The organism is Mucilaginibacter terrigena (genome assembly GCF_004168255.1).
Lineage (GTDB): Bacteria > Bacteroidota > Bacteroidia > Sphingobacteriales > Sphingobacteriaceae > Mucilaginibacter > Mucilaginibacter terrigena.
This window is the reverse complement of sequence record NZ_SEWG01000005.1, coordinates 429,078-442,697: the sequence shown is the minus strand read 5'-3', so window position 1 is coordinate 442,697 and position 13,620 is coordinate 429,078. Positions and strand designations below refer to the sequence as shown.

Sequence of the window (13,620 nt, the reverse complement as noted above, 5' to 3'; positions counted from 1 at the left end):
TGCAGTTGACCACCATCATTCCTGCCGATCCGAAACAATGGGCCGGCAAGTACGGCGGCTATCTTCAAAAGGTAGCACTCAGTAAAATAAGTGACCACAATATAGCCCGCGACCTCGTTCAGGATACTTTCCTCGCGGGCTTAGAACAGTTACCAAATTTTAAAGGAAACAGTAGCGAGCGCACCTGGCTAACCGGCATTCTATTGCATAAGGTATGCGACTTTTATCGCAAGCGCTCGCTCGAAAAGGCAAAAGAATCCCATATCGTTAACGCGCAAATTAACCAGCAAGCTCGCTTCTCGAATGAAGAACTGTTTATTCAAAAAGAGTTTTTGACGATGCTGACACTGAAGCTTCGCAAATTGCCTCACCTTTGGTCAACCGTTTTTAAGATGAAATATTTAGAGGAAGCACCAACGGACCAGATCTGCCTAAAACTGGGTATTACATCAAGTAATTTTTGGACAATTACTCACCGGAGCAAATTGCAATTGCGGAATTATTTCCAAAAAACTGGATAGAAAAACGCTCAAATTCGCTTATTGAGAAATCACAGTGGATAACTAAGATCAATAAAAAGCCTGAAATTTCAGACCTTTTATTGATTAAAAATTATTGAATATCAAATCCTGTTAATCCAAGGAAATTATATTTACCTGCTATACCGGCTCCGGAAGCAGTAGTTTTCAAAATAGTTTGGGCTTTATAGCTAACCGCACTACCTGAAATATCAAAGCGGTTGATAGAGAACGATCGAAACGATCCTAAATTATAAAGAAACTTACCGTCGGGAGAAACCCAAAGTTCCTTTGAATCTCCGTGAGGTGCCAAATCTTTTCTGGTCTCTGCCGAAGCAAAACTTAAGGATGATGAAGCAACATTGAATGTTGACACCAGGTTAGTTTGAAAACTTGCCACATATAGCTTATCGCCATTAGGATTTAACGCTGTCCAGCAGGATTCGTTTATAGCAAGTGCTGATGTAGCACTAAAATTGCCTGTTTTAGCAACAGCGCTACCGTTGTCTGTTAATACCGTTACACTATTATCCTGCTTAGCAGGTATCAAATTAAAGTTAGAGACAAATAGTTTGGAATTACTGGCGTTTGCCCAGCTAAAGCCAATGGTACCGGCTATACCTGCTTCTTCAAAGTACCGTTTCCCGGTTACATTGCCACCAGCAAAATTATACACATAAACACGGCTTGGATGTTGCTCAGCAAGGGAGGTTACTTGTGTATTAAAGTGGGCTATACCCCAAGTGCTTACCGCTAATTTGGTACCATCGGAACTAAAGCTCACTGTAGTTGGACCACCATTTTCCCTGACATATTTATCCAGTTGCTTTTCGGAACTCAAAGCCCCGGATGTTGCATTAAATGTGAAAAGTTGAATGTTCCGTTCATTATCGCTCGCATCTGCTAGTTTCAGATCAGTTTGATAGAAAGCGTTATTGGGATAACGTTCAATTTTTGCACCGTCTTTTTGTACATTGGGATTATTCCATTGGTTGCCCACTACCACCCAATACTGGTCTGTGCTTCCTGCTTTTTTTGTATAGGCAATACTCACAGGTCTTGTCCCGCCCGAACTCACATTGTTTTTAAATGTCAGGTTCCCTGTTTTTCTATCTAATGCAAAAATGGAAACCTGATTACCTCCCGCATTAACATTCAATAAAAAATCCCCAATGATCTGTACCGCTCCCTGGGCATCAAAGTCACCATGCGCATCACCTCCGGCTGTAATATCTGCGCCGCCTTTACTATTTGTTTCGAAGGCTGTTTCATCCGACAACGAACCATCGCTATGTCGGGTAAATCTTACTACTTTGTTCAAGTCGGCGCCATTAACAGTAGTGTACAAATAGCCCGCGTTATTACTACCTGTTTCATTGTTGTTCTTTTTGCAGCTGACTATGCTAAGCATTCCAAGAACTGCCACCGCACCTGCGATGATCACTTTGTTTTTCATAATTTAGATATTTAAGTTAGATATTAGATGTATTTAATTTTAATGCTTGTAGTAATAAAAATGCACAGCGCTGCCATGAGGCTTTTCATTAAGCCAATTTTTGTTTGTTAAAATTGAATTATCAGATATTAGAGGAAGGTTCTCGACCTTATTTTAGAATCGGCTGCAGTCCACAACGCTGCGCCAAGTAATACGATATCCTTTAAAAGAAATTGGCCAGGTTGTGGTGAAATAAATGGGAATTGATACGCTGGTTGTATAATTCCCGGTGTAGATATCAAAAAAGTTAAAGTGATCAAAAATGTAACAATGGCCCCATAACTACCGAATACGGAAATTTTAGGCGAGAAAGATACGAGACTGATAAGTATGCCCGAAAGGATCTCTATAAAGCCTATAACCATTGAAAAAGCACTTACACTCATTAACTGATAACCCCAGGATAAAACCGGGCTATGTTCAACTAAGGGTTTTATACCTTCGGCCTCGTATGTTGTAAATTTTAATATACCTATCCAAATCAGCACTATCGCCAGCCCATATCGTAAAATTCCTGACCCGAAGGTTAATAGTTGATTTTCATTTCGAAAATCATGTTTTTGGTTTTCAATTTTCATAAGTTAGATGATTAGTATGATATATATATCATTGGTCGTACTAAAAATCAAATCCTTACATCTTTTATTTGGTTTTTAACTATTAAGAATAAAATATAGATTTCGGTTAAGTAATCAATTTGATGCGCCAGTAATTAATTAATAGATTTATGTTAAAGCAATAATGGCCCTGAAGATAGATTTATCGGCAGTGGTGTAGTACAACCAAATCTGCTTGCCTACTAATACTGCCGAGGCGGCAAAGGCGATGTCCGTTTCGCCGGGTTTACTTTTGGGCGGGGTAATGAGCGGATCTTTGCTGCGTTCAGTAATTTTTCCGTTATCGCCCAGTTTTACCCAACCAATGCGCCAGCGTGCTTTATCATCCGAGCCGTTATAAAACATCACGGTCTGTCCGTTAGCATCGGCAAGTACGGGGCCAGGGCTTAAATGATAACTATCCCAATTACCATCAACTGCTTCCAAAAACTCGCCTTTGATCTTCCAGGGGCCTTCTGCTTTTTTACTCGTCGCCCTGCCTAATTTTGACCGGTGCTGGTCGGCATACTCAAATAACAAATTCCATTTGCCATTTTTTAATTGGGTAACCGATGCTTCTTTGGGATTGAGATAAGGCTTTTTGCTTGATATCGCCACACTATCCAATCTCAATGTTTCCAGTGTTTTACCCTTGGCCAATAATAATTGGCCTTCCATTTTGGTTTGGTTCCAGCCGGTATAATAAACCAGATAACCTTTTGGAACGCAGACAACGGTCGGGTCTTCGCATCCGTCTTTATCCAGGCTGGTGGTTCCCGGTGCAATAACGGGTCCATCGCTCATTTTAAAGCTAAGTCCATTTTTGGAAGTACCTGAATATACCCTGGCCACTTTTTGTGTCGGGTCTTCTGAAGTATTAACGGCGCGAACCAGCATCTGGTAAATTCCGTTTTCTTCCCACACCAAGGGGCTGAGTTTATACATCCCTTCCAGCGGAGCCTTGCATTTCAGCTTTAGCTCTTCTATTTTGATTGCTTTGTAACTCATGCCCCTTGTCCTAAGTTTTGTGATAGCCCGCCGTCCAGAGTGAAAGTTTGACCTGCTGCGTAAGACGCATCTTCCGATACCAGGTAAGCTGCCAGTTTAGCCACCTCCCAAGGCTCGGCCGCGCGTTTCCAGGGAATGCTTTGCACTTGTTTTTCAAGTTCTTTAGGGTCGTCTATCGCTTTTTGGTTCATTGGGGTGAGCACCATGCCCGGCGCTATATTATTTACGTTGATTTTAAACTCCGCCAGTTCTAAGGCCAGGCAGCGGGTAAGATTACGGATAGCGCCTTTGCTGGCGCAATACTCAGCCGCACCGGCGCGCGGGATGTCTTCGTGAACAGAACTGAGGTTGATGATCTTACCTTGTCCACCGGCCGCCTTACGAAGCCTGATAAATTCTTTGCACATGTAAAACGTGCCATACAAATTAGCGCGTATGGTTTGATCGAAAGTGTCGATATCCATATCAACAACTGGTATGCCCGAGGCATCGATACCAGCGCTGTTCACTAAAATATAAGGCGTACCCAATTGGTGCGCGGCTTTGAACAAAGCCTGCACCTGTTTAAAATCGGATACATCGGTTTGCTGGATAATAGCTTTGCCACCATTGTCTTCAATGGTTTTCAGCGTTTCGTTAGCGGCTTTCTCGTCTTCATGATAGGCGATAACGATATCGGCACCGCGAGTACCGAGTTCAATAGCGATGGCTTGCCCAATGCCGGATTCGGTGCCGGTAATTACGGCAACTTTATTTTTTAATGTCTGATAGATCTCGCTTTTCATAGGATGATTTTTAGGTAAGTCGGATATTTTGAACAAACCTTTCAAAAATTAAGCCTGAATTATCAGTTCGTTCATTTTTCATTAGAGTTAGAGAAGAAGAAGTCTGAGATGAGGGATATTTAATAGAAACACCGTTATTAAAATAAAAGCCCTTAATTTAGAGGACTTAGGAGGAGCGTCTATGAAGTTGTTATTTACTTTTTTGTTTGGGTTAATAATTACCTTCACTTACGCCCAGGTGTATAGCACCAAACGTAAAAATGATTCGCTACTTAGTCAAAGACTGGACAGCAATCCTCTAAAGTAAAACAATTAGCGGCCGAACGGCTGGCCGATTCACTGAAACGAGCAGAGCTGGAAAGCCAGATAGCTCAGCTAAAATCATCAGACTTGTTAAAGCGGGCTGGCTTACTCAAAGAACTGGCTACACTAAGGCAAAGCGATTCGTTACGCCAGGCCAGGCAAAAACACCAGGTAGATTCTTTACGAAAATTTGTAAACGGTTTTGGTGTTGTGCCATTCCGCGATACATTGTTCTACATCTTTACCCGCCAAGGCAGTTTTACACCGAAAGACCGTGCGGAGGCCATTGCCAAACGGATCAGTAATTTAAGTGACGATTATAGTTTTCGCGCCGATTCGCTAAAGCTGGTAGCTGCGGAGCAAACCGAAGATATTTTTTATAAAAACAACTTACTGGTTTCGGTGAATGATCAGGATGCCTTGTGGCAGAACACCGGTAAAGAACAACTGGCCGCGCAATGGAAAACGCTGATCGGCGTAGCGGTTAAACAGAACCAGCAGGAAACCAGTTGGGGCACCCTGCTGAAAGAAGGCGGGATGGCGCTGGTAGTTATCATTCTGGTTATTGCGCTAATTTATGCTATCGGCCGCCTGTTCCGTTGGGTCCTGTCCAAAACACAAAGTGCCGATGCCTGGTACACCCGGGGCATTAAGATCAAAAACTATGAGTTGGTTAATGCTTCGCAGTCTGTCTATGTGTTGCACGGGCTCATCAGGCTGGTGAAATGGGTGTCCATAATTGTGTTGATCTATCTCGCCCTGCCGGTATTGTTCGGTATTTTCCCTTTCACCAAAAACATTTCAGATACCCTGCTGGGTTATATCACCACGCCGCTTAAAAAGGTAGGTATCGCAATTTGGGATTATATCCCAAACCTGATGACCATTTTGGTGCTGGTGGTGATATTTCGTTATGTCCTGAAATTCTTTAGCTATATTAAGGTGGAGATCGAGCAGGGAAAATTAACCATCCCCGGCTTTTATGCCGATTGGGCCAACCCTACCTACCAGATTATGCGCGTATTAATCCTGGCCTTCGCCCTGGTTGTAATTTTTCCATATATGCCCGGGTCTGATTCGCAGATATTTAAAGGCGTGTCTGTATTTGTTGGCGTACTATTCACCTTTGGCTCAGCTGGCTTTAGGGAATATAGTTGCTGGGCTTGTACTGACCTACATGCGCGCCTTTAAACTGGGCGATAGGGTAAAGATCGGCGAAGTGACCGGGGATATTATCGGGCGTACACTATTAGTTACCCGGATCCGCACCATACAAAACGAGATCATTTCTATTCCCAACTCTACCGTAATGGGCAATCATACCGTCAATTACAGTAGTGATTCGCAGGTGAATGGCCTAATCGTACACACTACAGTTACCATCGGTTATGACGGCCGGATAATCAATTTGCCCGTCTGTTTTTATGTGCAACGGGACCGCTCTGAAGTTTAGTGGGACAATGCATCATGTTGGTCGTTGATAACCTTTGGCAACTGAAAATAGAAGGTTGAACCTTCGCCATCTTTACTGGTCGCCCATATGTGTCCGCCGTGTCGTTTAATGATCTCGGCACTTAAATATAACCCGATTCCAAAACCGGAAATATTTTTGGTGGATAAGTTTTCTACTCGGTAAAAGCGGTCGAACAATTTTTCAAGATCATGCGGTTTTATGCCCATGCCCTCATCCTTTATACTGACTGTTACTGACACCTCGTCCTGATCTACAATAATATTCACCGGTTTTTTATTCGGAGAGTATTTGATCGCATTACTAAACAGGTTGGATAGCACCGAGCCGATCTTGTCACGATCAGCGGTAATTTCAATGGCAACACCGCTATTGTAAAGCAATTGCTGTTTAGTATTGCTTAGTTCACTTTCGTCAACCATTTCGCTAATAAGTACATCGAGATCAAAACGCTCTTTATTTAAATGGATCTTACCCGATTCAAAACGGGAAACATCCAGGAACCCATTGATTAGCGTGGTCATTTTTCGTACCTGGCTGAGTATCTTATCTAACTTCTCATTCGAGAATTCATCGTTATGTTTGCGTGCGTGCATTTTCAGCAATTGCGAAAAACCTTGCAGCGAGGTGAGTGGTGTTTTTAACTCATGGCTCACCATTCCAATAAAATCGTTCTTGCGAAGCTCATCCGCTTTTATCTCAGTAATATCTAAAATAGTACCGATAACTGATCTTACCCGGCCCTGTTCGTCCGGCCCAATTTTCCCGGTTGTGTTTAACCATTTCAGATTACCGCCGTTAAGGGGCTGAATTTGATAATCTTCACTAAAACTGCCCCCGCTTTCAACCGCTTTGGTGATCGCTAACAGCAGGCGTTCACGGTGTTCAGGGACCACCAGCTTAATAGTTTCATCAAATGATAAAGGTTTATCCAACGGAAGATGATGAATGATTCTGCCACGAGGTGAAACTTCCAGCAGGTCGGTTCCCCATTCGGTTTTCCATATTCCCATCCCGGCTGCTTCCATAGCCAGCTCTAATGTATCACTGGCTTTTTGAAGTTCAAGGCGTGAAAGCACCTGCTCGGTAATATCGGCAGCAACCGCCATCATCCCTGTTACGTTTGTGTGATCATCATGCAGGGCTTCAACCGTCAGATTCATAAAAATGGTCTCGGTGTTTCCATTTTTTGTCAGGCTAACCGGTATCTCACCGGAAATAAACCGTTCCCCGGTTTTAAATACATGGTCCATAACCTGTGGAAAGCCTTGTGAAGCCAGTTCCGGTATCGCATCAAATAAAGGCATATCTGTTACTTCTTCAGCCGATCTTCCCCAATATTGCAACATACGGTTGTTAGCCATTTCAATAATATGGTTTGCGCCCCGATAAATAGCTATAGCGACCGGTGCGTCGGTCAGTAACCCTCTCAAGCGACGTTCAGCCAAACCTCTGGCCTGTGATATATTGATCTGTGCCCGGATCTTAGTCAGTAGCTCTGCCGCCGAAAATGGTTTTACCAGGTAATCATCGGCACCTGCTTCTAAACCATCTATCCGTGCTTCTTCGCCGGCCCTTGCCGACAGGAAGATCACCGGTAAACGGGCGCTTTCTGTATGTTTCCTGATCTCGTGCAATAAGGCTTTTCCGTCCATCACCGGCATCATCATATCAGTCAATACCAATTGCGGCATCTTCCTGACTATTTGTTTAAATGCGTCCTGCCCATTGATCGCCGTTTGTACTGTAAAATAAGGTTCCAGCAATCGGCTTAGATAAGCGCGCATATCTGCGTTATCATCTACTATTAAAATGGTCGTTTCCTTACTGGCGCTGAAATCCTGCCGCGTGGTCAGGTCCCCGGTAGAAATGATATTATTATCTCTGTGCGCGGCACCCGCTTCTTCCTGTAAAACGTTGAAAGCTTCCTGTAGAAACGCCCCCTTCATTGCTGACGAATCCGTGATCTTCGCGGCATCAAGTACATGTTCCTGTGGCAGGTGGGTTTTGCCCACAGGAATGATCACGCTAAAAGTACTGCCTTCACCTTCGACGCTACTGACCGAAATCTTCCCGCCGTGCAACTGAACCAACTCATTTACCAGGGATAAGCCGATGCCTGTGCCTTCATGGGTTCGCCCTGCAGAATTTTCCACACGATGAAAACGCTCGAACATATGCGGCAATTCCTTTTCAGGGATACCGACACCGGTATCTTTAACCTCCAGCACCACTTTGTGGTATTGTTGTTTCAGGCTGACCGTGATGGTACCTTCCAGCGTATATTTAAAAGCGTTAGACAACAAGTTTAGCACGATTTTTTCCCACATTTGCCGGTCCACAAAAACGGCATCTTTGGGTGGGATGCAATCCACTACCAATTGCATGCCCGCTTTTTCGATGATCGAACGGAAACTGCTGGCCAGGTCAACGGTCATTTCGCAAAGGTCTACCTGTTGGTAAGCAGCCTGGGCACGGCCGGCTTCTACCCGGCTATAGTCTAACAAATTGTTTACCAGTTTAAGCAAACGCAAGGCATTGCGATGCGTGGCTTCTACCGGTTGTTTAATATTTTCTTCAAGGTTGGGCTTATTCAATAGATCTTCCAGCGGCCCCAGCATCAGTGTCAGCGGCGTGCGGAACTCATGGCTTACATTACTGAAGAAAGCCGTTTTAGACCGGTCAATAGCGGCAAGTGCCTCGGCACGTTTTTGTTCCTGTTCATATGCATATACATTTGATACCGCTGTATTGAAGGTATTTGCTAACTGATCGTAAAAATTCAGGTAATCCGGATCGAGCGCCCGGCAGGCGCTTACCCCGGCAACGATATAGCCAAAAGGCGTTTCCTGTCCCGAAAGTTTCACCGGCAGGATGAGCGCTGTGTGTGGTGCTTCTTCATATGGCCCGGCAGAGAATGCGCCAAACCGATCTTTAAGATCCGGAACGGTTGCCAGTCCATCAGCACTCAGCGGCCAGTTTTCTGGTTCGGTGAATTTGCCATCCTCCGGTAAGCCGGCGGTACTGATGAGCTTGGCCTGCCCATCCATCATTTGATAAAAGATAAAAAAAGGAATGTCCAGCTGGTAATCGTCGTACCGTTCTGTCGTAAAACTGCCGATCTCCTGAACGGTTTTGGCTTTCCCAAAGGCCACGCCCAAATCGCGCAACACCTGCGTACGGCGGCCGCTAAGCATTTTAACGGTAGTTTCGGTAATTGGATGGAAAATGCCACCTACACCACCGGATTCATCTCTAATTGGTGCGAAGGAAAAGGTCATCCAAGCCTCTTCAAGGTAACCATATCGGTCTAGGAACATGCGCTGGTCATTGATATATGTACCCTCACCGTGCTGGCCGCGCGTAAACGCATCGCCCACTACCACTAACGCAGTTTCCCAGCAAATGCGGAAGTTCATGCCCATAGATTCGGGATGTTTGGCACCGCAGATCGGGCGGTAACTATCGTTATAGATCTGGATAGTTTCCCGCCCCCAAGCGATGAGGATAGGAAAAGTTGATGAAAGACAAAGGCTGACAGATGTGCGCAAACTTTGCGGCCAGGTTTCCACCGGTCCTAACGCGGTTTTCGACCAATCCATCGACCGGATCAGTTTACCCATTTCGCCGCCGCCCGACAAGAATTGCTCAGTGCTTTCAGTGATCATATACAGTGGTAAATATAATACTTGCGCACCAATTGGGACGTAACTAAAACGTTGTTATGATTAATTCTTTTTCGAAGGTTGCTCTTTTGTTTACGATTGTTCATAATGTTATGTCCTATAAATTAATTTTTTGATAGATATCCATAGTTAAAAATTATGTTTAATTTTTAAATTAGCGGGTCTTTTACATCTGCTTTTCCTATGGACCGAAAATTCAACCGTAACCTGCAGATAGGGTATGGCTTCTCGATATGTATGCTTTTGCTGGTTGGTATTATTTCCTGGCTGGCACTAAGCCGGATGCTGGACAGCAACCGCGAGGTAGATCACAGTATCTTAATTATTGAAAACCTGGAGAAAGTGATCTCGCATATGAAAGATGCGGAGACCGGTCAGCGCGGCTACCTATTAACCGGTAAATCACACTTTTTGGAACCTTATCGCGGCGCAGCCCGGCAGGCACTGGCACTGACCGATAGTACAAAGATACTTACGAGGGATAATGCCCTGCAGCAGCAGAATATGGCCGCAATACGTGATGTCATCACCAAAAGGCTGGCTATTTTGAAAACGCTGATAGACAAACGCAGCAACGGTCAATCCATTTCCGGAACTGATCTGGATGAAGGTAAAGCTGCGATGGATCAGTTAACAAAAGCCATAGCCAAAGCGGAAGTAGATGAAAAGCGGCTACTTGATGAAAGAACAGCCAAATTACAGCGCTATACGGCAATGGCGCCAGTTTTGATCGTGATAGGAATTCTGCTGGCACTGATCATAGCGATAAGTTCTTATATCAAAGTGATGGGCGATATCCGCGAAAAAGGCCGGCTTTACCGTGAACTGGCAGATGAAAAAGAGGAGATAGCTGCCCTGAACGAAGAATTGACCGCTGCCAACGAAGAGATCACTGCCGCTATGGAAGAGATGAGCGCCATTAACGAAGAACTAACTGAAGCCCGTGAAGGGCTGGTAGTGGCTAATGACAACCTCGAACAAAAAGTAGCCGAGCGTACTAAAGCTTTGCAGGATACGGAGGAGGAAACGCAGGCGCTGAATGAGGAACTAATGGCCATTAATGAAGAACTGACGGCCAGTAACGAGGAGATCACGGCGACCAATGAAGAACTATTCACTGTAAATCAGCAATTGACCGACAGCCGTGAACGTTTTCATTTCCTGCTAAATGCTATACCGCAGCAAGTTTGGACAGCAACGGCAAAAGGCGCGCTGGACTATGTGAATGAAGTAGTGAGCGGAGATTTTGGCCGTGAAGGTGATATCGTGGTCGGTCAAGGTTGGCAGGAATTCGTTCACCCGGATGACCTGACTTTAGCCCTGGAGCGCTGGATGCGTGCTTTGCACAGCGGAAAGGAATACCTGACCGAGTTTCGCCTGCGTTTTGCAGACGGCGAGTATTACTGGCATTTGGCCCGGGCCATCCCATTGCATGAAAATGGCAGGACCGTATTATGGGTGGGTACAAATACCAACATCCATCAGCAAAAGACCAATGAATATAAAAAGGATGAGTTTCTGAGTATAGCCAGTCATGAGTTAAAAACACCATTGACAACCATAAAGGCTTTCTTCCAACTTACCAAAAGAGAGATGGAAGGGGGCACAAAAATGGCCGGATTTATAGGTAAGGCAGAACGCCAGCTTGACCGTTTAGGTCGTTTGATCGAAGACCTGCTGGATGTGTCAAAGATCAATGCCGGAAAAATGGTTTACAATAAGGTAGATTTTGATTTTAACCAGATGCTTTCGGATGTTGTGGAGGCCATGCAGCAAACAACCGGTAACCATCAACTGGAATTTCATACCAATTGTATTATTGACTACCATGGCGATCAGCACCGCATTGAGCAAGTGATTATCAACCTGCTCAATAATGCTATTAAGTATTCACCGGATGCCCATCAAGTGAGCGTTCACTGTGAATTGGATGAACGGAATATCATTGTTTCCATACAGGACTTTGGTATCGGTATAGCCGAGGAACACTTAAAAGGATTATTCGACCGTTTTTACCGGGTGGATAATTCATCGGCCCGCTTCCAGGGACTTGGTTTGGGCTTATTCATTTCGGCGGAGATCGTTAAACGCCATGGCGGAAGTTTTTGGATAGAGAGTCGGCCGGGTGAAGGTTCTACCTTTAGTTTCCTGCTGCCATTAAGCGGTAAACAGGAATTTTCGGAAACAGGCACTGATCATCAGACCTTTTATGAAGGAAGCTTTGTTAAGATCCGCTACCAACCGGATGGTCAATATATGGATGTAGATTGGAAAGGTTACCAGAATTATGAATCTGTTGTTAAGGGCTGTAATATATTGTTAGACCTTATGCAGAAGAATAATTGCCATAAAGTCTTGAATGATAATACGCACGTTAAAGGCAATTGGTCGGAAGCATCAGACTGGGGTGCCGAAGTTTGGTTTCCGGCAATGGCCGCGGCTGGTCTGAACAAATTCGCCTGGATTTATTCGCCAAGTACATTCAGCCGTATTGCGGCCAATGTGAGCCTGCCTTCTGAATTCGATTTAGTACAAGTGGCTTTTTTTGACGAAAAAAATACCGCGATGGAGTGGTTAAATACTTAAGCCGCAATTTGTTTTTTGACGCGGTCAACCAAATCATTAACGTCAAATGGTTTAGCCAGGTAATCATCCGCACCGCACGTTTTTTCTGACATGGTGTGTCTGTCGTGTGTAGCCGAAACCATAATTATAGGTATTGCACATGTGATTGCAATATCCTTCAGATGCTTGCAAATATCACGGCCATCCATATCACCCAGCATCACATCCAATAGAATAACATCCGGCCGAAAACGTTCGATCTCTGCATCTACCTCATGCCCACTGTCCAGTTCACTTACCTCAAAGCCTTCCATATCCAAAATCAGACGAATGATCTCTCGGATGTCGTGATCGTCATCGACGATAAGAATCTTTTTAGCGTTATTCATTTTTAATTTTAATTAAGCTTGCGAGCAACTTCAGTCAAGATGTTCAATAGATGAACAGGCTATAGGTCAATTAATTATGACAAATTCGGTGAGTAGCATTTTGCCTTTAAAGTACTCACCGAATCACTCCTTTTTTGTTGCGATTTGGTGAATATTGTGGTGATTTGAACAAAAAAGAAATGCCTGCAAACTTTTGATTTGCAGGCATTTAGTTCATTTTGCTAAAATAATTAGTAGCCCGTAGGGGAATCGAACCCCTGTTTCTAGAATGAAAATCTAACGTCCTAACCCCTAGACGAACGGGCCATTTCAGTAGAGCAAAATCAGTTATTTTTGATTTGGTTCCCCTTATTTTGGGATTGCAAAGATATACCTTTCGGGATAAATTAAAAATAAATTTTCAGAAAAAATTTATTCCATGACAATCGCCTCGAAAATCAACCGCAACAAGCAAACAAAAAACACATTTGCCTATTTATAATTCCAATACTTATAAACTACCTTTATAAAAACACACTTCTTATGAAAGCCGTTTGGAACAACCAGGTTATTGCCGAAAGTGATGACACCATAGTAGTAGAAAACAACCATTATTTCCCTAAAGAAAGCGTAAAGCCCGAATTTTTGAGGGAATGCACCACACAGTCTACCTGCCCATGGAAGGGAGTGGCATCGTATTATACCGTTGAGGTGGATGGTAAGCAAAATGCAGACGCTGCCTGGTACTACCCGGAACCCCAGGCTGCCGCGGCACATATTGCCAATTACATAGCATTTTGGAAAGGGGTGCAAATAACAAACTGA

At 44.1% G+C, this 13,620-nt stretch carries 11 protein-coding genes and 1 tRNA gene; 5 read left to right on the top strand and 7 right to left on the bottom strand.

The features are described from left to right. Window positions 1–5: 5 nt before the first annotated feature. Window positions 6–521: an RNA polymerase sigma factor gene (locus tag EWM62_RS14900; protein ID WP_162499850.1), complete on the top strand. Its 516-nt coding sequence runs from the start codon at window positions 6–8 to the stop codon at window positions 519–521. Window positions 522–612: 91 nt separating this feature from the next. On the opposite strand, the gene EWM62_RS14895 is transcribed toward EWM62_RS14900, so the two are convergent. The 4 genes from EWM62_RS14895 to EWM62_RS14880 all read right to left on the bottom strand — a co-directional run bounded on the left by EWM62_RS14895 (window position 613) and on the right by EWM62_RS14880 (window position 4,402). Beyond that, window positions 613–1,974, bottom strand: coding sequence for a lactonase family protein (locus EWM62_RS14895; RefSeq protein ID WP_129877457.1), 1,362 nt, complete (start codon window positions 1,972–1,974; stop codon window positions 613–615). 128 nt (window positions 1,975–2,102) lie between these two features. Then, window positions 2,103–2,591, bottom strand: coding sequence for a YkgB family protein (locus tag EWM62_RS14890; RefSeq protein ID WP_129877456.1), 489 nt, complete (start codon window positions 2,589–2,591; stop codon window positions 2,103–2,105). A 147-nt stretch (window positions 2,592–2,738) separates the two neighbouring features. Further along, on the bottom strand, window positions 2,739–3,617 hold the full coding sequence (locus EWM62_RS14885; RefSeq protein WP_129877455.1) for a glycoside hydrolase family 130 protein: 879 nt from the start codon (window positions 3,615–3,617) through the stop codon (window positions 2,739–2,741). Beyond that, a complete protein-coding gene (locus tag EWM62_RS14880; protein ID WP_129877454.1) occupies window positions 3,614–4,402 on the bottom strand; it encodes an SDR family NAD(P)-dependent oxidoreductase in 789 nt (262 codons plus the stop codon). The genes EWM62_RS14885 and EWM62_RS14880 overlap by 4 nt, the downstream gene beginning before the upstream one ends. A 390-nt stretch (window positions 4,403–4,792) precedes the next feature. Here EWM62_RS14880 and EWM62_RS14875 point away from each other — a divergent pair, with 390 nt between their 5' ends. Then, window positions 4,793–5,896 (top strand): hypothetical protein, encoded by a 1,104-nt coding sequence (locus tag EWM62_RS14875; protein WP_129877453.1) that lies wholly within the window; start codon window positions 4,793–4,795, stop codon window positions 5,894–5,896. Beyond that, window positions 5,883–6,158 carry a mechanosensitive ion channel domain-containing protein gene (locus EWM62_RS14870; RefSeq protein WP_129877452.1) on the top strand — a complete coding sequence of 92 codons (276 nt, stop codon included), beginning with the start codon at window positions 5,883–5,885 and terminating at the stop codon, window positions 6,156–6,158. The genes EWM62_RS14875 and EWM62_RS14870 overlap by 14 nt, the downstream gene beginning before the upstream one ends. On the opposite strand, the gene EWM62_RS14865 is transcribed toward EWM62_RS14870, so the two are convergent. Next, entirely contained in the window at window positions 6,155–9,844 is a 3,690-nt protein-coding gene (locus tag EWM62_RS14865; protein ID WP_129877451.1) for an ATP-binding protein, read from the bottom strand. The genes EWM62_RS14870 and EWM62_RS14865 overlap by 4 nt on opposite strands. Before the next feature lie 201 nt (window positions 9,845–10,045). Between EWM62_RS14865 and EWM62_RS14860 the strand changes: the two genes are divergently transcribed. Then, window positions 10,046–12,448 (top strand): CHASE3 domain-containing protein, encoded by a 2,403-nt coding sequence (locus tag EWM62_RS14860; protein WP_129877450.1) that lies wholly within the window; start codon window positions 10,046–10,048, stop codon window positions 12,446–12,448. Here EWM62_RS14860 and EWM62_RS14855 read toward each other — a convergent pair. Together EWM62_RS14855 and EWM62_RS14850 are read right to left on the bottom strand one after the other, a co-directional pair. After that, window positions 12,445–12,816 (bottom strand): response regulator, encoded by a 372-nt coding sequence (locus EWM62_RS14855; protein WP_129877449.1) that lies wholly within the window; start codon window positions 12,814–12,816, stop codon window positions 12,445–12,447. The genes EWM62_RS14860 and EWM62_RS14855 overlap by 4 nt on opposite strands. A 234-nt stretch (window positions 12,817–13,050) precedes the next feature. Continuing rightward, window positions 13,051–13,122: transfer RNA gene (locus tag EWM62_RS14850), tRNA-Glu, on the bottom strand. A 216-nt stretch (window positions 13,123–13,338) separates the two neighbouring features. Here EWM62_RS14850 and EWM62_RS14845 point away from each other — a divergent pair. After that, window positions 13,339–13,620, top strand: a complete 282-nt coding sequence (locus EWM62_RS14845; protein WP_129877448.1) for a DUF427 domain-containing protein — start codon at window positions 13,339–13,341, stop codon at window positions 13,618–13,620.